The sequence below is a fragment of the Nonomuraea sp. NPDC049378 genome (genome assembly GCF_055586745.1).
In genome coordinates, this window is the sequence record NZ_JBVJHP010000011.1 from 104794 (window position 1) to 123171 (window position 18378).

The following is an 18378-nucleotide window of genomic DNA, read 5'->3' on the forward strand; positions in this document are numbered from 1 at the left end:
CACGGTCACTCGGGCTGAGCGGCCAGGATCGCGTCCCCGTGATGCTCGGCCCACCGCGTCAGGATCGCTATCGGGTCGATCAACGTCTCGCCGAGCTCGGTCAGCTCGTACTCGACCCGCGGCGGCACCTCCGCGTAGGCCCGCCGGCCGACCAGCCCGTAGTTCTGCAGCCGGCGCAGGGTCTGGGTCAGCATCTTCCTGGAGATGCCGCCGATCAGCTCGACCAGCTCACCGTGCCGGCGCGGGCCGCGGCTGAGCGCGTACAGCACGACGACCGACCACTTGTCGGCGATCACCTCCACCGCCAGGCGGGCCGGGCAGTCGGCCAGGAACACATCCCCCGGCCCGTCAAAGTCACCCACGGTTCCTAAGGTACTCGTTGGTTCCCATGGGGCTGGCTATCGTGCGCCTCATGACGACGCAGAAGCTCTCGCCCGCCGCGGATCGACTTCTCGAAGCCGACCGGTGTGCCACATTTGTCACCATAAATGCTGACGGATCGCCCCAGGTCAGCCTCATGTGGATCTCCAAGGACGGCGATCACCTGGTGTTCGGCGTCGAGCAACATCGTGTCAAGGTCCGCAACCTGCGGCGCGACCCGCGCGTCACGGTGCTGATCGAGGACGACCGGGATTCGGAGCACGGCCTACGGCAGCACCTGATCGTCCGCGGCACCGTGACCTTCGAAGGCCCCGGCATCCCCGAGCGCTTCGCTGCCTTCATGGACCGGCAGGCCCAGCGCTACCTCGGCACCGGCTACCCCTTCGCGAACCGCGAGTCCACGACGGCGCTCATCGGCCGGATCCAGGTGGAACACGTGTCCGGCGTCGGTCCGTGGGCGCCATAGCCTAGACGCTCGCGCATGGAAATGCGCTTCTCGACCATGGTTCGTCTCATCCTTTCGCGGTGAACTCGAATCATGACAACGACACCGATCCTCATCCTGGGCGGCGCGGGCAAGACCGGCCGCCACGTCGCCGAGCGGCTGCGGGCGCGCGGCGTCCCGATCCGGCTCGCCTCGCGATCGAGCGAGCAGCGGTTCGACTGGTACGACGAGAGCACCTGGACCCCGGCGGCGGCCGGCATGGACACGGCCTACCTGGCCCCGCCGGTCGATCCGCCGGGTCTCGCGCAGGCCGGACGGTTCGTCCAGCAGGCGGCGGCGAACGGCCTGCGCCGGGTGGTGGTGCTGTCCGGCCGCGGCGTCGGCGGCCCCGGCCGCGACTTCGCGGTCTACGACGCCCAGCTCGACCTGGAGAGCGCCGTCAAGGACAGCGGCGCCGCCTGGACCATCGTCCGGCCCGCCTGGTTCATGCAGAACCTCAGCGAGGACTTCATGCACGGGCAGGTGGTGGCCGGTGAGCTCCGGTTGCCGGCCGGCGACGGCGCCGAGCCGTGGATCGACACCGAGGACATCGCCGACGTGACGGTGACCGCGCTGCTGGACGAGAAGCACGCGGGCCAGACGTACTCGCTTTCGGGTCCGCGTACCCTCACCCTGGCCGAGGTCGCGGCCGAGCTCTCCGCCGCGACCGGCCGGCAGATCCGGTACGTCGCTCTCGAACCCGCCGAGCACGTCGCCGAGCTGGTCGGGTACGGCGCGTCCCGGGCCGAGGCCGAGGCCCTGCGCGACCTGTTCGCGGTGATCCGCAACCACCGCTCCGAGTACCTCTCCGACGGCGTGCGGGAGGTGCTCGGCCGGAGACCGCGCGACTTCACCGACTGGGCGCGCGGCACCGCACGAACCGGCGTGTGGTCGTGAACGAGCGGCACGGCGAAAATCCACGTGCGCCGTGAGCGCGGCCGGGTGTTGCATGAGCCAGGTGATCGACGAACCGCTGGAACGACTCCGCACCGCCGCCCGCCGCACCCGCGAGCTGGCCCTGGGCCGGGCGGGCACCGGCCTCCGCCACCAGGACGCCGACGACGACGTCGGCACGGTCGGCACGGACGGCGCCCTCGGGTTCGACCCCTTCCCGCTGCTCGGAGCCCTCCACCACCACGGCGTCCACATCGTGGTGATCGGGCAGGTCGCCGGCATCATGCACGGATCCACCGAACTGACCGGCGATCTGGACCTGCTCTGGGACGGCGTCCCGGCTCACGCCCCCGCCTTGGCGGCCGCCTTCATCTCTGTCGGGGCCCGGCTCTCCGACGAAGCGGGCGACCCCGTACCGACGCGGCCGGAGTCCTTCCTCCATCCCAAGGTGCAGTTCACCTCGCCGGGAGCCGGCGGCGACTGCTGCACCCCGGCGCTCCCCTGGGGCGGCCTTCGCGTCCGGGACTTCCTCGACCGCGCGATCACCGCGACCGGCCCGGACGGCCTGGTCGTCCGCTACGCCTGCCTGGACGATCTGATCCGGATGCGCCGCGCCATCGGCCGCCCGAAGGATCTGCGGCGGGCAGCCGAACTCGGCTCGCTCGCCCCGGGCGGTCACCGGTAAGGCCGGCGGACCTGCCACGTACGAACGTGGCAGGTCCGCCCGCACGTCCGTCGCGATGGGTTCAGCCGCAGTGAACGTTGTTGAGCTTGCGCGAGTTCCAGTCCGGGACGATCCCCTCGACGTCAATGCACTGGTTGGGCGCGGAGACGTACACCGGGCCTGCGTAGTGCGTGAACTCCCCGGCGTCCGAGTCCTTCCCGCTGCCGTCGCCCCGCGAGATGATGACGCCCTTCCAGCTCCTGGTGTTGGCGTACTTGCCGTAGCCGTAGGTCAGGGCGCAGTTCTTGCCCGTGCTGGAGCTGTAGTGCACCTCCAGCGTGCCCGTGCGGCTGCCGTCTACCTTGTGGTGAATGGCGTAGACGCCGACCCGGGTGTAGCTGCTGCCGCAGGGTCCGGCCGCGCCTGCCGGGGCGGCGGCCGCCACCATCGTCGCGGAGGCGGCGATGGTCGCGCCGGTCAGGAGGGTCGCCAGCTTGCGTGTGCGCACGGAAATCCCTTCAATCGATCAATACTCACGATATGAGACCACGAATGCCGCTGACGCGCATCACAGATGCAGCCACGTCACGAGCGGACTGGACCACCGGGAACGGCGCGGGCCTCGAGGCGCCGCGCCCGTGCCGGCGGGCCACACCTTCTTCGCCGACCCGTGCACGGCGCAGATCCTGCGAGCGTCAGGGCAGGACCGGTCAGCCGCGTGGGCCGAGCGGCACCTGCAGCGACAGGTGCGGGGTCAGGGCGCGCAGGAAGTCGGGGGCGTCGAAGGCCGCCCCCGCGGAGGCGACGCCGGTGGTCCTGGTCCGGCCGGTGAGGATGCGGTCGGCGGCCTCCACCGCGAGCGGCGCGGTGATGGCGTAGATGTCCTGACCGGCGGCGGCCGCGCGGCGTTCCGCGCCGCCGGAGCGGACGACGACGTCGACGAGGAAGGTCTGCGCGGAGCGGCCGCGCTCGTCGACGGCGGCCGGCGGCGAGGCGTCGGGAGCGAACAGGTCCGCGGCCGCCCTGGCGGTCATGTAGGTACGGACCTCCGGGACGGCCAGGTGGCTGGGGACGGTGACGACGTCGGCCATGGTGAAGTCCCCGATGACGTTCTGGGGGCCGAGCGGAGCCGGGAACCGCCATTCCAGGGTCGGCAGCGCGTCGTCGTGGTGCTCCAGCCGCCCGCCCGTGTAGCGGACCCGGCGGCCACCCCGCCGTTCCGCCGAGACCACGCCGGCGGCGAGCGTTCCCGCGGTGGGGTGCCAGCTGCTCAGGCCGTAGGCGACGTGCACCTCGTCCGCCGCCGTCCAGTCGCCCATCGCGGTGGTGACCAGCAGGTCGCCGAGGCCGCCGTAGAAGGCCATCGCCGGGACCACCACGGTGCCGGCGTCGCGGGCGGGCTGCGCGAAGCGCGCGAACGTGTCGGCGTTCGCCTCGATCTCGGCCGCCACGTCGACATAGGGGATGCCGGCCCGCAACGCCGCCTCGACCAGCGGGGCGGCGGTCGAGGCGAAGGGTCCGGCGCAGTTGATCACGATGTCCGCGCCGCCCAGCGCGCGGTCGAGCGAGCCCGGGTCGCCGACCGGCGCCTGCCGCGTCAGGGACGGCTGACCCATCGCCGGCAGCTTGTCCCGGTCGCGGCCGAGGAGCAGCGGTACATGCCCGCGCTCGCGCAACTCCGCGACGACGAACCGCCCGGTGTGCCCGTAGGCGCCGTACACCTACCGCCGCACGTTCCGCGCGCCGGCCCCCACGTTCACCAGCTCCACGTCCCCACCCTGACCGGCACCCCCGGAGAGGCGTGGAGAACGGGCCGCCCTTCAGGGGCGGGCAGCCCGGCGGCCTGCACCAGGCCCTGATCCAGGCCGTGCAGGGAGGCGTGGTGCAGCGGCCACGGCGGGTGCTCCACCCGTGCCGCCGCCAACCGGCCGCCCACGAGGCTGAACAGCCGGAAGCGGGCGGTCAGAAAGTACGCGAGCTCGTCGCGCTCCCGCTCCGCCAGAGGCAGACCGGTCTCCACCTCCGCGTCACACCACGCGCCCGCCGGCCCGGGGTAGCGCCGGCGGCACCGGTAACGCGTGTGCCCGTTCTTGACGTCCACCGACATGTCAGACCAGAAGTAGGGCAGCCAGTAGCCGATCCGCCCGCCGAGCGCGGCCGGCAGGCGTCCGGCGTCCAGCGAGAAGAACCAGACGCCCGTACGTCCCCGCGCGTCGCGCACATAGGTCCGCACGTTCGTCTCCGGAAACGTGGACAACCACGGCAACGCGGGAACACCCGGCACCCGGACCCCGCGCATGAGGAACGGCGTGAGCCCCACCCACGCCGCCCCGTCGAACGTCTCGACCTCGAGCTGCGCCGGCAGGAGCGCCTGCACCTGCTCCGGCCGGTAGCGCCAGTGGATGAACGTCATCCGGGACCAGCGGTGGTACATCACGGGCCGGCTGACGCGGGGCGAGGGTGGAGCACGCATCCCGCCCCCCTGCCCTCCGCCCGTACCGGCAATCCGCCCTCAGCGCGATCCCGATGCGTCCCGAGGCCTGAAGTGGCCCCCACCGGCACGATCGTCCTCATGCCTGCGTGCTGGTCCTAGTCAGGCCGAGGGTGCGGGCGAGCAGGTATTCGCGCAGGCCGGCCGGGAGTCGCTGGAGCAGGCCGGCGATGCGGGCGTCGCCGGGGACGACGTAGTGGCGTCGGGGGTTGGTGGACCGAAGCGCCTTGAGCACGGTCTCGGCGGCCGCTTCCGGAGGCGCGGGACGCAGGCCGGCCTGAGCTCTGGCGGCCGCGGCCAGGTGGTGGGCATAGCGGGCCACCCGTTCCGGGTCAGCCAGCGCGAGAGCCGCACCGGCGTTCTTCTCAGCCTTGGCGAAGATCTCGGTGGCGGTGCTGCCGGGTTCGACGACGATGACGGGGATGTTCCAGGCGGCCAGTTCCAGGCGGAGCGCGGCCGACATCGCGACGAGCGCGGCCTTGCTCCCGGACAGCGCGGACAGCAGCGGTATGGGTACACGCGCGGTCGATGCGCTGATGTTGATGACCCTGCCGCCGCCGAGCCGCAGTAACGGCAGGAAAGCCTGGGTGACGTAGGCAGGGCCGAGTGTGTTGACCTCGAACTGGCGGCGCAGCTCGTCGGGCGGAACCAGTTCAAGAGGTCCTTGGACGATCACGCCGGCGTTGTTGACCACAGCGTACAGGCCGCCGTCCCCCATCTCCCTGGTGATCTCCTTGGCCGCGGCGGCGACGCTGTCGGGGTCGGCGACGTCCATGACGACCTGCCGGACGCCGTTCAGCCCGTCGCTCTTGTGCCGGACTCCGGCGAAGACCGTGTATCCGGAGAGCGCCTTGACGGTCGCCCGGCCGATTCCGCCGGTCGCGCCGGTGACGAGTACTGCCTGGGGCATGTCAGCCTCCATAAGTCCACTAGGACATGTCCTTAGGTACATATGAGAGCGTGCACATGTCCCCTGGAACATGTCAAGATGGGTTCCGGAAAGGGGGCCGCCGATGTCGTTGCGGTACGGCCTGCTCGGCCTGCTCGCCGAAGGGCCCGCCAGCGGTTATGACCTGGCTCGACGGTTTCAGGAGATGCTCGGCTCGGTCTGGCCGGCCCAGCACCCGAAAATCTACTCCGAGCTCAACAGGATGGCGGGCGAGGGACTCATCGAGGTCGAGAGCGAGGGACCGCGGCGCCGTAAGGCCTATCGGATCACCGACGCCGGTCTCGCCGCCGTCAGGCAATGGCTGACCGACGGCGAGGTCGACCACACCATGCGGCTCCAGCCCCTGCTGCGCTCGGTGTTCTTCTGGCTGATGGAGCCCGCCGACCTGCGCGCCCACCTTGATCGTGAAGCTGCCTACTACCGCGGCGAGCTGGCGAAATACCATGCCTACGCCGAGGCCAAGGACCGCGGCGACTTCGGCGACGGTCCGCAGACCCACTCGCTCCGGATCGCCATCGAGGCGGCGATCCGGCTGTACGGCGCGCTGGCGGAGTGGGCCGAATGGGCACGGGACGAGGATCCCCTCGCGGGGCAGCGCGGACGTTGACCCATGCTGGTGGTGACACACCCAGGATGAGCTGACACTGCCCGGTTCGCAGTCGTCCCCGCACGATGGACGGCATGAAGGCAATCACGATTCCCGAATTCGGCGCCGCCGACGTCCTCCGTCTCGACGAGATCGAGGTCCCCGAGCCCGGGCCGGGGCAGGTCTCCATCGACGTGGCCTACGCCGGTGCCAACTTCGCCGAGATCCTCTACCGGCGGGGTGTGGTGGATGTCCCGCTCCCGTTCGTCCCCGGCATCGAGGTGTCCGGCCACATCCGAGCCCTCGGCCCCGGCATCCGAGGGTTGCGCCCGGGACAGCCGGTCGCCGCGCTGACGATCGTCGACGGCGGCGGCTACGCCGAGGTGGTGACCACCTCCGCCGACCTGGTGGTCCCACTGGACGGATGCGACCTCGGGCTGGAGCTCGCGGCCGCGCTGCCGTCCAACAGCACCACGGCGTTTCTCGTACTCGACCGGGTCGCCCGCCTCGAACCGGGCGAGAGCGTACTCGTCCACGCCGCAGCCGGAGGTGTGGGCAGCCAGCTCGGCCAGGCCGCGCGGCTGCTCGGCGCGGGCCGCGTGGTGGGCGCCGTCGGCACCCCCGCCAAGATCCGGCTGGCCGAGGAGTTCGGGTACGACGAGGTCGTCCTGCGCGAGGAGGTGGCCGGGGCAGGCCGGTTCGACGTCGTGGTCGACATGATCGGCGGCACGGCACGCCGTACTGGACTGGACCTGCTGGCGCCCATGGGCCGGCTGGTGGTGATGGGCAACGCGTCCGGCGCCGAGGACGCCGGGGTCTCGGCCAACGAACTGTGGTTCGCCAACAAGACGGTCGCCGGGTTCAACCTCGCCGCCTTCTCCGCCGCCTTCCCCGAGGAGGCGGGTCGGGCGTTGCACCGGGCGGTGACCGCGGGCGCGAACGGGGAACTGAGGGTACGGACCGAGTCGCTGCCGCTGGAGCAGGCTGCGGAGGCGCACCGGCGAATCGAGTCCGGCGGCACCACAGGAAAGCTTGTCCTCGAGGTCGAGCGCGGCTGAGCCTTCCCGTCATCTGGAAAAATGCTGACGCGGCCGCGTCAGCTGGTCCTGGCTGACAGCGACAGGCGCTCCACCTTCTCCTTGGTGCCGGTGTCCGGGTGAGGGGTGTGCAGCACCACGTTGAGGTCCGCGCGATCCGGCAGCCGGAACAGGCTGTACTCGAAGGTGAGGTCACCGGCCTCGGGGTGGCTGATCGCCTTGATCCCCTGGGATCTGGAGCCGACATCCGCACGTGCCCAGAGCTCGGCGAACTCCGGGCTCGCCGCCGACAGCTCCCCGGCGATCCGCCCGAACGCCGGATCGTCCGGATAACGTGCCGCGGCGGCGCGGAAGTCGGCCACCATGTCCGGCGCGAACTCGTGCCATTCGGCGAACCGGCTGCGGTAGGTGGCGTGCGTGAAGAAGGCGACCATGCAGTTCTCCACGTCGTCGTCGAATCCGAAGATCCACCTGGACGCGTCGTTCGCCGCCACCAGGTTGTAGTGCCGGTCGAGCACGTGTGCCGGATTGGGCATCCAGGCATCCAGCACCGCGCGCAGTTGCCCGCTCGCCGGCGCGCCCGGCCGCCCGCCAGGCTCCGGCGGGTTCAACCCGGCCAGAACGTAAAGGTGGCGCCGCTCGGCTTCCTCGAGCTGCAACGCCCGAGCGACCGCGTCCAGCACGGCGTCCGAGACCTTGATGTCACGCCCCTGCTCCAGCCAGGTGTACCAGGACACCCCGACTCCGGCGAGCACGGCCACCTCTTCCCTGCGCAGCCCGGGAGTACGGCGGCGCCCACCCTCGGGAAAGCCGACCGCGGCCGGCGAGAGCGCCTCCCGCTTGGCACGCAGGAACTCTTTGAGCTGCTCACGGCGATGCTGGAGGGAAGCCACGGGCCCACCATAATCGACCGGGCCGGTGCCGATCCGCGCACGCGAACCCCATTTGGGCGGACCCGCGACCGAACGCCAATGCGCGTGGACCCAGAGTCAACGACTTCTCCCGATCCTCCTCAGAGAATGAAAGCTGATCACCGTCGGCACGCTGTCCGGTGGGACCGTCCAGGCCGCCGCCCTCGACGCATCGAGCCAGCCGCCGCATTGACGATCGCGAAGCACCTACGCATGCCAACCTTGGGGGAAACGTGTCACTTCGGAACTGGAGCAGGGTAATCCTGGGAGCCGCCGCCGCGACGGTGACCCTCGCTGTGACGGGCCCGGCGCCGGCCAGCGCCGGTCCCGGCGGAAGCTGCGCGAACACGGCGTTCTGCCTGTATGAGAACACGAACTACAACACCGGGAACACCGATCACTGGAGAAACTTCTACGCCTCCGACAAGGATTTCCGGAACAACGTCTGGCTCGACCGCGAGGGCAGGGCCACCAGCGACGGAATGGACAACGAGGCCAGCTCGGTCAAGAACTACACCAACTGCGTGGTCACCCTCTACCAGCATCCCGGCTATTCGGGCGCGGCCACGACGTTCATCCTCAAGGGGCAGGAGCGGCCGAATCTCGGCCGCGAAGGGATCGGCGACAACCGGGCCAGCTCGGTCAGGTTCAATTGCTAGTGGCGGTCAAGCGGTGGCCCGGCGTCGTTCTGGGCGCGCTCGCCTTGATGGTTCTCTCGCGCAGCGCCCCAACGCCGGGCTTCGCCCTGCCCTTCGACGGCTACCTGCTGACCCCGTCTGACGCGGTGGCGATACAGGCCGCACGAGACTCCTGTGCGGAAGCCGCGCAGGACGCGGAGGCTGCGGGCCGGCGCTCGACACCGGCTCACGGCGTGCGGCTGGAGCGGAACATGCGCCGGTACGGCATCACGGACGTCGGCGATGCCGAACGCCACGGCTACCACGTGCCCGGCCCGCTCGTGCGCCCGTCGTCGGCCCCCGCAGCCGGCCATGCGTGCGCGCGCGAGGCAGAAGAGCGGCTGTGGGGCGGGGTCCCGGAAGCGGATTTCGCGTGGCTGTCGGCGCTGAACGCCCGCTCGGTCGTGCGTTCCGAGAGCGACCCGGCCGTCGTGGCGGTGACCCGGGCGTGGAGCAGGTGCATGAGAACGCATGGATTCACCTACCCCGACCCGCTCGCGGCCTTGCAGGATCCGGCGTGGCGGCTCGACTCCGCCGCGAGTTCCCCCAGGGAACGCGCGGCCGCGGTCAGCGACGCCCGGTGCAAGCGGACCACCGGCTACGTCACCGTCAGGTCCGCGGCCGAGACCCGGTTCCAGAAGGAGCTGGTCGACCGCTTTCCGGCGAAGTTCACCGCGTTGAAGCAGGCCCGGGACCGCCTGTTGCGCAACGCCGAGCAGCTCACGGCCCGCAGGAGCGAGAAGGTACGAACGTGAGCGGGAACGTCACCTCGTCCGAAGCCTCATTCGATCACAGGAGTCCCATGACGCAGAACGTGCGCATCCCGCTGGCGGACGGCAGTTCACTGGCAGCGGCGGTGGCGATGCCGGAAGGGGCCGCACCCGCGCAAGGATGGCCAGGAGTCGTGGTCGTGCACGAGATCTACGGCGTCGAACCGGACATGCTGGAGGTGGCAGAACGGTTCGGCGAACACGGGTACGTGGCGGTCCTGCCCGACCTCTACAGCCACGGCTCCACAGTCAGGTGCCTGGCCCGGGTCATGCACCAGCTCGCGACGGGACGGCTCGACGGGCCCACCGCCGACATCGACGCGACCCGGCGATGGCTGGCGGGCCGCGAAGAGGTCGACGGCGGCAGGCTCGGCGTGATCGGGTTCTGCATGGGCGCGGGCTTCGCCCTGGCCTACGCAGCCGGCGCGCCACCCGGCGTGCGGGCGGCGGCGGTGAACTACGGCGCGGTGCCACGCCGCAAGGAGGAACTGGCCTCGATCTGCCCGGTCGTGGCCTCCTACGGCGGCCGTGACAAGGGCTTCCGCTCACACGGCGAACGGTTGCGAGAGCACCTGCGGGCACTCGGCGTCGACCACGATGTCACGATCTACCCCGAGGCCGGTCACTCTTTCATGACCGACGGCCACCACCCGATCGCGAGCCTCGCGCTGTTCCCGCTCCGTCACGGTCTGGTGCGCCCGGCGGCGGACGACGCCTGGCAGCGAACCCTGTCCTTCTTCGACCGGCACGTCGCCGATCGCCAGCAGCCTCGCCGCTGACCGTTCACCAGGTAGGACGCCGAGGTGCGCGTCCGGTGCCGTCACCTCGCCTGACCGGTCAGGATCTGCACCCACAGCTCCCGGGCGGCGCGCGCACGCACCCACGGACTCTCCCGTACCTTGTCGGGATCCTCGGAGGGAATCAAACGGACGAACGACAAGCCCGCCCCCGCGCAGAGCTCGAACATCGGGTACGTGCACCCGCACGTGTGCTCGCGAACCCGCAGCAGAACAGCCCGGCTCTGGGGCACAACCCAGTCCACCCGGATGGCATTCGCGTTCGGCGCGGCCACGTGCAAGCCGTGATAGTCGAAATGGGAGGGCGGGCGGCTCACGACCTCACCACCATCCGGACCTGGTCCTCCAGCAGCGACACGAACGTTTCCACGTCGCCCGCACAAACCGTCTGCCGTAGCCCCTTGTCGATGTCGACGTTCCGGAGATGAACACCGCGCCGGGTCGCGTAGAACACGCCCGCGTCGCTGCAGAACATCGACCAGTCCGGGAACGCCGCGCGAAGTTCTTCGAGGTCATGGCGCTCGTGTGAAAGCTGTTCAGGTGGCATGCGCCGACCGTAGATGCCGCAGCGTACGCGAAGGGACACACTCTGTACCCCCTCGTTCGGTCAGGTCATCAGGCCGATCTGGTCCGCGAGTTCCCGTGCCTGCGGCCGCAGAGTAGCCGGGCCCGCCTCGCACAGATCGAGGGTCATCCTGCGCGCGTAGCCGTTGTAGCGGACGGTTTCCGGTGCGGCCTGGTGCGCGAGCTGCAGCGTGCCGAGGACCGCCGCGTGGTCCCGCCGCATCAAGTGGGCACGGGACACCTCGATCAGATGCCGGCCGCGTCGCGGACGAGATGGGATGGGTACGGACTCGGCGTGGTCACTCTGCCGTGCCGACTCCCCACCCTGCCGGAGCTCAACCGCGATGGTGACGGCGTGCGGACGCATGATTACCTGCGAGAACGAGGTCCACGGCTGGTAATAACCGTCGGGGAGCCGCTCCGCGACCCGCGCCGCCTCATCCCAATACCGCCACGCCTCACCGATGTCGCCGGTACGCGCCGCGGTGAAGGCCAGCTCGAACAACAACGCCCCCCACATGGCGAGCAGGCTCGTGCTCGGATCCTCCATGTGCGGCTCGACAGCCGCCATCCCCTGCCGGTTGATCTCGTGAGCGGCGTCGAAGTCGGCGGCGTCCCTGTGCGCCTGGGCGAGGAACCACACCGCACACGACAGCGCCAGCGGATCCTCCGACTCCTGGGCGGCGATCAGCGCCCGGTCGGCCACCCGCCACAGCAGGTCCACCGCAGGCTGGTAGGCAACGAACATCTGGGTCAGCCCGTACGTCTCAGCGAGCAACGCCTGCGCCTTGCGCCGGTGTTCGCCCCGGTACATCTTCGCGGCCAGCTGCGCGTCGCGGATCAGGTCGGGCAGCAGGTCACCGAGAGCTGTGCGGTGATCGGGAGAAGCATGCCTGATCCGCCACGCCGCATCGAGCCGCGCCCGAAGGGTGGCCAGCGGTTGCACGGACCCGCTCGGTTGCATCGGCACGGCGTTGACGGCCTCTCGCACAGCGCTCAGTGCCGGATGGCCGGAACCGGTGAACATCCGTACAGGTATGGACTGTTCGCCAGTGAGCTCGCTCAGGTCGCGGACGCGCAAGGCCTCGGCGAGCTGCAGCAGGATCGGCAGGCGGGGATTTTGCTGACGGCGGCCGTGCTCGACGGCCTTCAACCAGCTCTCGGACTTGCCGACCAGGCCGGCGAGGACTTCGCGAGTCATACCGCGACGCTCACGCAGGTACTGAATGCGCTGGCCGATGGTGCGAACCGGTGCACTGGAACCGCTGGTCTCGTCGTCCACAGCCCTGCCTCCCGGAAGGTGACACCTTTAGGCTACGACCAGCGCCTCTTGGCCGCCAGCGAACGGCCCCACTCGAAATCCCGAAAGCAGGACAACAGGCACATGACAGTCATGGATGAGGGTTGCTCGGTCAGGGTGAACCCGATCGAGTACGACAGCCGCGGGCGGTCTTCGCCGACCACATCGAAGCCACTCGGCTGGCCCTGGCCCAACTGCCCAAGCACCGCCGCCGCCAGGTACTGATCCGCACCCACTCCGGCGGCACGCACGAGTTCCTGACCCAATCCAGCGGGTCAGCGCTCTGCGCGTGCGCGCGCGACTTCCCCGACGATGCGATCGACCGCCTCGGCCGGATCTTCGTGCTCCCAGATACGGACGACCCGCCATCCCGCCTGCCGCAGATGCTCGTTCGTCGTAACATCCCGGGCGATGTTCTTCGCCAGTTTCTCGGACCACCACGTGTCGTTCGCAGCCGGGCGGGAGGCGTGCTCGGGGCACGAGTGCCAGAAGCATCCATCTATGAAGACCGCGACCTTCGCTCGCGTGAAGGCTATGTCGACCGACCGGCGCTTCATGCCGGGTATCGGCCACGCGACTCGGTACCGCAGGCCGAGGGCGTGCAGGAGCTTCCGCACGGAGATCTCAGGCCTGGTGTCCCTGCGGCGCTGCTTGCTCATCCGCTCCGACACACCGGCCGAGCTGGGGAAAGGCATGGATGCCACAGGCAAACGGTATATCGCGTCCGCAACTCCTGACGCAAAGGTTTGTCATGAAGAGCGCGCCCCCGACCCGACCCTGGCGCGCTCTTCTCGTGCACGACTCGATCCACGGTTCTGCTGGTCGTCGTGAATGTCTGGCTGTCACTCAGGCCTCTGCACCATCACGGTGACGGATGGTCGATAATCGCACAGTCGCAGAACCACAAGGAGGATCTTCATGGTCAGGCGAATCCGGACGATTGACCTGTTCTCGGGTGCAGGCGGCCTGGCAAAGGGATTCGCGATGGCAAGATGTGGCTTCAAGACCGTCTTCGCGGTGGAGATCGACCCGGATGCTGCGATGACATTTGAGCACAACTTCGGGTGCAAGGTCCACGTAGGTTCCATCACCACGGTGCCGGAGTACCCTGAGGCCGATGTGATCATTGGGGGGCCGCCCTGCCAGGGGTTCAGCCGGCTGGGTCGTGATCGCAGTGACGAGAGCCGAGCCGAGATCAACGAGTTGTGGCAGGAGTACATCGAAGCCGTCCGCCGTGTGCGGCCCAAGGCGTTTGTGATCGAGAACGTGCCGGAGTTCCAACGCTCGCCCCAGTTCGAACGGCTACTCGAACTGATGGACACGGATGAGGACTTCAGCGCCTACGCGTACAACTACGGGGTGTTGAGCGCCGCCGACTACGGAGTGCCACAGAACAGAAGGCGAGGGATCTTCATCGCGGTCCGCGATGTTGCCGAAGTGGCGTGGCCACCACCTCCTACACACGGGCCACGTTCGAAGCACAAGACCCCTTACAGGACCGTTCGGGACGCTATCGGCAAGCTGCCATCCATCCCCATGGGCATCGAGCTGGAGGAGGATCGCGTCCCGCAGAACCTTCATCTCGGCCGCAACCTCACGCAGCTGTCGATAGAGCGGTTCAAGGCGATACCGCCCGGGGGCAACAGGTTCGACCTTCGACGGAACCGCCCCGATCTGGAGCCCCAGTGCTGGGCCAACAAGCCCACGGGCACCCACGATGTCATGGGCAGACTTCTGTGGGATCGTCCGAGCGTCACAATCCGCACCGAGTTCTACAAGCCCGAAAAGGGCCGTTACCTGCACCCGGATCAGCACCGCCCGATTACTCACAGGGAAGCTGCCCGGCTTCAGAGCTTTCCGGACAGCTTCTACTTCGTAGGCAACAAGCCATCCATCGCCCGTCAAATCGGCAACGCCGTACCCCCGCTCCTGGGCAGGGCGTTGGCGAAATTCGTCCACGAGATCGCGTTCGCCCGCCCGGACGACTCAGCGATCACGTCCTCGGACAGGAGCTTCGTCGTACAGCCTGGCGAAGAGCGCGACCAACTCGTCGATCGCCGCCGCAGACACCTGACCGTCGTCGGGCCCGTCGGGAAGCGCGTCGTAGGGGACGAAACCGTTGTGCCCTTCGTCGATCCAGTCACGGTAGGCGTCGGGGTCCTGCCCCACGTCGGGTGCAAGAGCCTCGTAGACGAGGGTGCTGCCTGCCGCGTTGACCGCTTGGGCAAGAGCGTTGACCTCTCTGCCGGTGGCGGCCCTGCCGTCCGAGACCAACCGCAACAGGGCTTGGGCGACGGGACGATGGAGGATCACCCTCAGGCCCAGCACGGTGTTGAGCACGTCCTGGTTGCCGCAGGCCACAACCACGGGACGGTAGTCAGGGCCGTCGCGGAACAGCTCGGCGGCCCACCACAGGCGGGCGAAGGCTTGCGCGTCGAACGGTCCGACGAATCGAGCCTTGTTGATCGATTGGACTTGTCCGTGCTTCGGGTTGCGTCCGGGATGGCGCCAGACAACGTAATCGGACGCAACTCGCATGGCGAGGTAAGCCCATAGACCCGGGTCCGCCGCCTCCGCACGGGTGAGCCGAAGGACGGCGTGCAACCTAGGCGCCAACCAGGCGTCCGCCTGGGTGGGTGGGTTCAACTCGAACCTCTTGAGCGCCTCCTCGATCAACTGCCGTACCGGCTCGGCAGGCCAGGGCGCAGGAGTGCAGACCTTGTCGATGGCGACGATCGGCATGGCCTCTCGTCGTTCCAGGACGGCCGTCGACAGCAGTCTCGTCGCCACCTCCACCTGAAGGTAGGCGAGCCGATCGGGTACGGCGCTCACTGCTCCTCCTCATGTCCCGTGCGGTGCAGCGCACGGATGAAGGTACCCAATGTCGCCGGCATCCTGGCTTGCTTGGCCGCCGCGTGCAGGACGCGGGAGCGCAGCTCTCCTCCCGACGCGCCGGCCAGCTCACGCAGCGTGTCCTCGGGAGAACAGTCAGGGAACACGTCGGGCAGCATGCGGCGGAGGACCGACCCACGCCAACCGACCGGCCATTCCGATCCGTCGACCTGGTCCGCCGCCGCGTCGAAGAGCACCGACCATATGTCCATGGCGATGCGAGCAGCCAAGGCATCACGAGCTGCACGTTCACTCTGCCGCGTGCTTTCGAGCAGCAGGCGCAGACCTTCGAATCCGCTGTTGAGATAGAGAACGGGCGGTTCGCCGGTGGTGTCGATAGCCCAGGGGTCGCTTCGGTAGGCACGGAGCCAGGGATGGCGGTCGTCACCGAAATCGACCCACCGAGTGGTGACGTCCTCCCGCCTGACGGGGGTTCGCGCCCGTACGTCGATTGTCCACGAGGAGTCCACGGCACCGATCAGGCGTCCGGGAATGCCATCGACCGTGGCGACGAGACATGCGCTCAGCTCGGCACGTCTGTCGTGGTGGTCCCGCCGGAGTTCGACATATCCCACCCATTCACCCGGCTCCACCATGCGCAGCCGGACGGCCGAGTGGGCGTTGGTGCGACGTTCGGTCAGCATCGCCACGCAGGACATGCGCCCCCACGGCCCTGTCGCAAGTTCCTGCTCCGGGCCCCGGACACGGACGGAGAGTCGCGCGGATCTCCAGTCGGGACGCTGGATGTCGTGCAGCGCCACCGCGCGTTCGATCGGCGAGATCATGTCGATCGGCACAGGAAGATCGTCCAGCCACGCCCCGTCCACCGCCAACGTGACCTCGCCGAGCACAACGTGGTAAGGGAAGATGCCCTTCACGACACCCCACCCCGCACCCGGACGAGGTCGACCTCGGCCATGGTCAGTTTCGCGTCCACCGGGTGGCTGGTCACGTCGCTCACGCCGACGAACACCGCCGATCGGGCGCCTGAGGTGCACATCAGGTCACCGTTTGCCGTCTCACAGTTCCATTCGGGGTCAATCCTGGCCCATTCGGCCTCGGGCCTCGGTCCCGAGCGGGTGGCGAAACGGAGCAACGGCCGCAAGATCCACCGGTCATCGCGCGGCGGGAGCTTGATCTCGATCCGGACGTGCCAAGCGCCGTGCTCGTCGACCTGCCCGGTCGCGCTCCGGATCGTCGGATATCCAGGGCTCCTCGGCGGTGTCGCCGGGTCGAGTTTGAGCAGGTCACGCAGAACCTTGGGGGTCGCGACCGCGTCCAGGTCGGCCTCCGCCGGTCGCACGGTCTCCCGCGCGAGGTCAAGCATCGCCTTGCGGAATTCCCTGAGCCGGGTCACAGCTCCGCGGGCATAGGTAGAGGTCAGATCTTCGGTCGGCTTCCAGTCGTTGTGCTCAGGCGGCTCGGCTGTCCGCAGGAACGCCTCCGCCGAATCGGCATCGGTCCCGGCGGCACCGGACGCGTGCCCCGCCAGCAGCACGGCTTGGAAACGCCGCGCACCGAGTGGGACGTCGGTGACCGGTCGCTCCACCACACTCATGCGCGTGCCGCGCATGCAGACGATCCGGTTCGCACGCTCCTCCTCTTCAGCGGCCGGAGTGACGAGCAGCACAGCGTCGTGCTGGATCGGTTGTGCCCGGGCTCTGTCCTTTCTGGGCGGGATGAACAGGGGTACGGGGACGCCGACGACGTCGTCGGCGGACACAAGGACGGAGGTGGTCTCGTTGTCGAGGAACGCCCGCACGGCACGTGACCTCGCCGGCTGATAACGATGCGGATCGACGCGTTCCTCCGGCACGACGACCTGCTCGTCGCGCAGCGCCTCCACGGACGCCTCCAGCACGGGGGAGGCTCCGCGACCCGCGACCATGGAGGCCCAGAAGCCGTCCGCCAGAGCCTGGACGAGTGTCGCGTGCATCTGCTCCAGAGTCACTGCCTCGCCCGAGGGGTCGTGCGCCCCCACGATGAGAAAGCTGGTGCCGGGGTCCGTGCTGCTGCGGGTCAGATACAGCTCCTTGACCGTCCGCTCTCCCGCCCACCAGGACCGCGCTGCGCCTTCACGATGCGGATCACGCTCACCGAGCCAGGCGGGGCCCGCGAACTGACGTCCGCCCACCTCGTGCCAAGGCAGGTCGATGCGCCCGACCACTCGACGTTCTCGGCGGCCTTCGAAGGGCTCGGACAACGTGCTGTTCGCGATCACCATGCCGAATCTGCTCGTGCCCCAGAGCGTGGCCTTACCCAGGCCGTACGAGCCACCTGCGGTGCCGCTGCTCTTGTGGCTGTCCAGTTGCCGGCGGATCACCGCGGCGAAGCGGCCGTCTTCGTACTCGGGGCCGGTGAGCCCATTGGCGTTGTAGTCGTCGATACGAAGCAGAAGCAGACTTCCGCTCTCCCGGAGCTCGCGTAGGCCGTCCGCCAGTACCCGGCCCACCTTCTGCCCGGCCTCCGCAGCCGACTCGATGTGCGGGACGAGATCGTCCCAGCGCACTGCTTCCTGAAGCCGGCGCAGGCGTTCACCGGTGAGCTCGTGCAGGATGAACCGCACCCGAACCGGGACATTCGGATCGTGCCGCTCGTCCAGGGAGTTCTGTGTCGCCTCCCGGGTGAGAATCGCCAGGCTGGAGTCGAAAGCGAAGGCGGCCGCGTTCCCCAACTCGCGGCCTCCGTCGGCATGGGCCGGGCGTAGGTGCCATCCGACGAAACCCGCCGAGTCAGGTGCCTCGTCCCTCGTGACCGAGGATCCGGTCGCAAGACCGAGAACTTCCTCGATGGCATGAATCTTCTCGATTCTCGGCACTGCACGGCCGGTGATCCAGGCGGACACCGCGGCCCGGGTCACGTCCAAGGCCGTGGCCAGTTCCGACTGCGTCATGCCCTTGCGCCGCAACTGTCGACCGAGCCAAGGGCCGAAGTCTTCCGGGTCGTCGGCGGCACTAGGACTGTGCGTCATTCGTGGCTCC

Annotated in this window: 22 protein-coding genes and 1 pseudogene; 9 read left to right on the forward strand and 14 right to left on the reverse strand. The window is 69.0% G+C overall.

Going from position 1 to position 18378, the window contains the following annotated elements; genetic code table 11:
• Window positions 1-5: 5 nt before the first annotated feature.
• Window positions 6-362 carry a winged helix-turn-helix transcriptional regulator gene (locus tag ACZ6SA_RS24120; RefSeq protein ID WP_347645775.1) on the reverse strand — a complete coding sequence of 119 codons (357 nt, stop codon included), beginning with the start codon at window positions 360-362 and terminating at the stop codon, window positions 6-8.
• A gap of 50 nt (window positions 363-412) precedes the next feature.
• Between ACZ6SA_RS24120 and ACZ6SA_RS24125 the strand changes: the two genes are divergently transcribed.
• From ACZ6SA_RS24125 to ACZ6SA_RS24135, 3 genes are all read left to right on the forward strand, one after another.
• A complete protein-coding gene (locus tag ACZ6SA_RS24125) occupies window positions 413-847 on the forward strand; it encodes a TIGR03618 family F420-dependent PPOX class oxidoreductase (RefSeq protein WP_347645774.1) in 435 nt (144 codons plus the stop codon).
• A 72-nt stretch (window positions 848-919) separates the two neighbouring features.
• On the forward strand, window positions 920-1762 hold the full coding sequence (locus ACZ6SA_RS24130) for an NAD(P)H-binding protein (RefSeq protein ID WP_347645773.1): 843 nt from the start codon (window positions 920-922) through the stop codon (window positions 1760-1762).
• Window positions 1763-1814: 52 nt separating this feature from the next.
• Window positions 1815-2444 carry a hypothetical protein gene (locus ACZ6SA_RS24135; protein WP_465830529.1) on the forward strand — a complete coding sequence of 210 codons (630 nt, stop codon included), beginning with the start codon at window positions 1815-1817 and terminating at the stop codon, window positions 2442-2444.
• A 61-nt stretch (window positions 2445-2505) separates the two neighbouring features.
• Here the strand turns inward: ACZ6SA_RS24135 and ACZ6SA_RS24140 are convergent, their stop codons facing one another.
• The 4 genes from ACZ6SA_RS24140 to ACZ6SA_RS24155 all read right to left on the reverse strand — a co-directional run bounded on the left by ACZ6SA_RS24140 (window position 2506) and on the right by ACZ6SA_RS24155 (window position 5824).
• A complete protein-coding gene (locus ACZ6SA_RS24140; RefSeq protein ID WP_347645770.1) occupies window positions 2506-2931 on the reverse strand; it encodes a hypothetical protein in 426 nt (141 codons plus the stop codon).
• A 202-nt stretch (window positions 2932-3133) separates the two neighbouring features.
• Complete coding sequence (locus tag ACZ6SA_RS24145; protein WP_465830532.1) at window positions 3134-4144, reverse strand: saccharopine dehydrogenase family protein; 1011 nt, start codon at window positions 4142-4144, stop codon at window positions 3134-3136.
• Between the two features lie 35 nt (window positions 4145-4179).
• Window positions 4180-4896 (reverse strand): YqjF family protein, encoded by a 717-nt coding sequence (locus ACZ6SA_RS24150; RefSeq protein WP_465830534.1) that lies wholly within the window; start codon window positions 4894-4896, stop codon window positions 4180-4182.
• Window positions 4897-4993: 97 nt separating this feature from the next.
• Window positions 4994-5824 carry an SDR family NAD(P)-dependent oxidoreductase gene (locus tag ACZ6SA_RS24155; RefSeq protein ID WP_465830536.1) on the reverse strand — a complete coding sequence of 277 codons (831 nt, stop codon included), beginning with the start codon at window positions 5822-5824 and terminating at the stop codon, window positions 4994-4996.
• A 103-nt stretch (window positions 5825-5927) separates the two neighbouring features.
• Here ACZ6SA_RS24155 and ACZ6SA_RS24160 point away from each other — a divergent pair, with 103 nt between their 5' ends.
• Together ACZ6SA_RS24160 and ACZ6SA_RS24165 are read left to right on the forward strand one after the other, a co-directional pair.
• Window positions 5928-6470, forward strand: coding sequence for a PadR family transcriptional regulator (locus tag ACZ6SA_RS24160; protein WP_465830538.1), 543 nt, complete (start codon window positions 5928-5930; stop codon window positions 6468-6470).
• 74 nt (window positions 6471-6544) lie between these two features.
• Window positions 6545-7507, forward strand: coding sequence for a quinone oxidoreductase family protein (locus tag ACZ6SA_RS24165; protein ID WP_347645765.1), 963 nt, complete (start codon window positions 6545-6547; stop codon window positions 7505-7507).
• A 38-nt stretch (window positions 7508-7545) separates the two neighbouring features.
• Here ACZ6SA_RS24165 and ACZ6SA_RS24170 read toward each other — a convergent pair whose 3' ends face one another.
• Window positions 7546-8379, reverse strand: coding sequence for a helix-turn-helix transcriptional regulator (locus ACZ6SA_RS24170; protein WP_347645764.1), 834 nt, complete (start codon window positions 8377-8379; stop codon window positions 7546-7548).
• Window positions 8380-8681: 302 nt separating this feature from the next.
• Between ACZ6SA_RS24170 and ACZ6SA_RS24175 the strand changes: the two genes are divergently transcribed.
• From ACZ6SA_RS24175 to ACZ6SA_RS24185, 3 genes are read left to right on the forward strand one after another with little or no spacing between them, the layout of a single operon-like run.
• Window positions 8682-9056 carry a peptidase inhibitor family I36 protein gene (locus ACZ6SA_RS24175; protein ID WP_465830541.1) on the forward strand — a complete coding sequence of 125 codons (375 nt, stop codon included), beginning with the start codon at window positions 8682-8684 and terminating at the stop codon, window positions 9054-9056.
• A complete protein-coding gene (locus tag ACZ6SA_RS24180; RefSeq protein WP_347645762.1) occupies window positions 9056-9829 on the forward strand; it encodes a hypothetical protein in 774 nt (257 codons plus the stop codon). The genes ACZ6SA_RS24175 and ACZ6SA_RS24180 overlap by 1 nt, the downstream gene beginning before the upstream one ends.
• 47 nt (window positions 9830-9876) lie before the next feature.
• Complete coding sequence (locus ACZ6SA_RS24185) at window positions 9877-10623, forward strand: dienelactone hydrolase family protein (protein ID WP_465830543.1); 747 nt, start codon at window positions 9877-9879, stop codon at window positions 10621-10623.
• A gap of 41 nt (window positions 10624-10664) precedes the next feature.
• Here the strand turns inward: ACZ6SA_RS24185 and ACZ6SA_RS24190 are convergent, their stop codons facing one another.
• From ACZ6SA_RS24190 to ACZ6SA_RS24210, 5 genes are read right to left on the reverse strand one after another with little or no spacing between them, the layout of a single operon-like run.
• Entirely contained in the window at window positions 10665-10958 is a 294-nt protein-coding gene (locus ACZ6SA_RS24190; protein ID WP_465830545.1) for a hypothetical protein, read from the reverse strand.
• A complete protein-coding gene (locus tag ACZ6SA_RS24195; protein ID WP_465830547.1) occupies window positions 10955-11188 on the reverse strand; it encodes a hypothetical protein in 234 nt (77 codons plus the stop codon). Before ACZ6SA_RS24195 ends, ACZ6SA_RS24190 begins: the two co-directional genes overlap by 4 nt.
• 60 nt (window positions 11189-11248) lie before the next feature.
• Entirely contained in the window at window positions 11249-12487 is a 1239-nt protein-coding gene (locus ACZ6SA_RS24200) for a helix-turn-helix domain-containing protein (RefSeq protein WP_465830549.1), read from the reverse strand.
• Window positions 12488-12519: 32 nt separating this feature from the next.
• On the reverse strand, window positions 12520-12756 hold the full coding sequence (locus tag ACZ6SA_RS24205) for a hypothetical protein (RefSeq protein ID WP_465830551.1): 237 nt from the start codon (window positions 12754-12756) through the stop codon (window positions 12520-12522).
• Between the two features lie 24 nt (window positions 12757-12780).
• The gene (locus ACZ6SA_RS24210) at window positions 12781-13200 is read right to left on the reverse strand and encodes a very short patch repair endonuclease (protein ID WP_465830827.1); all 420 of its coding nucleotides are present in this window, start codon (window positions 13198-13200) and stop codon (window positions 12781-12783) included.
• Between the two features lie 223 nt (window positions 13201-13423).
• Between ACZ6SA_RS24210 and ACZ6SA_RS24215 the strand changes: the two are divergent.
• Window positions 13424-14443 (forward strand): annotated as a pseudogene (locus tag ACZ6SA_RS24215) (DNA cytosine methyltransferase); the annotation flags it as partial.
• A 48-nt stretch (window positions 14444-14491) separates the two neighbouring features.
• Here the strand turns inward: ACZ6SA_RS24215 and ACZ6SA_RS24220 are convergent.
• The 3 genes from ACZ6SA_RS24220 to ACZ6SA_RS24230 all read right to left on the reverse strand — a co-directional run bounded on the left by ACZ6SA_RS24220 (window position 14492) and on the right by ACZ6SA_RS24230 (window position 18368).
• A complete protein-coding gene (locus ACZ6SA_RS24220) occupies window positions 14492-15247 on the reverse strand; it encodes a DUF6339 family protein (RefSeq protein WP_465830829.1) in 756 nt (251 codons plus the stop codon).
• 86 nt (window positions 15248-15333) lie between these two features.
• The gene (locus tag ACZ6SA_RS24225) at window positions 15334-16275 is read right to left on the reverse strand and encodes a hypothetical protein (RefSeq protein WP_465830553.1); all 942 of its coding nucleotides are present in this window, start codon (window positions 16273-16275) and stop codon (window positions 15334-15336) included.
• Entirely contained in the window at window positions 16272-18368 is a 2097-nt protein-coding gene (locus ACZ6SA_RS24230; protein ID WP_465830555.1) for a helix-turn-helix transcriptional regulator, read from the reverse strand. Before ACZ6SA_RS24230 ends, ACZ6SA_RS24225 begins: the two co-directional genes overlap by 4 nt.
• Window positions 18369-18378: the final 10 nt, after the last annotated feature.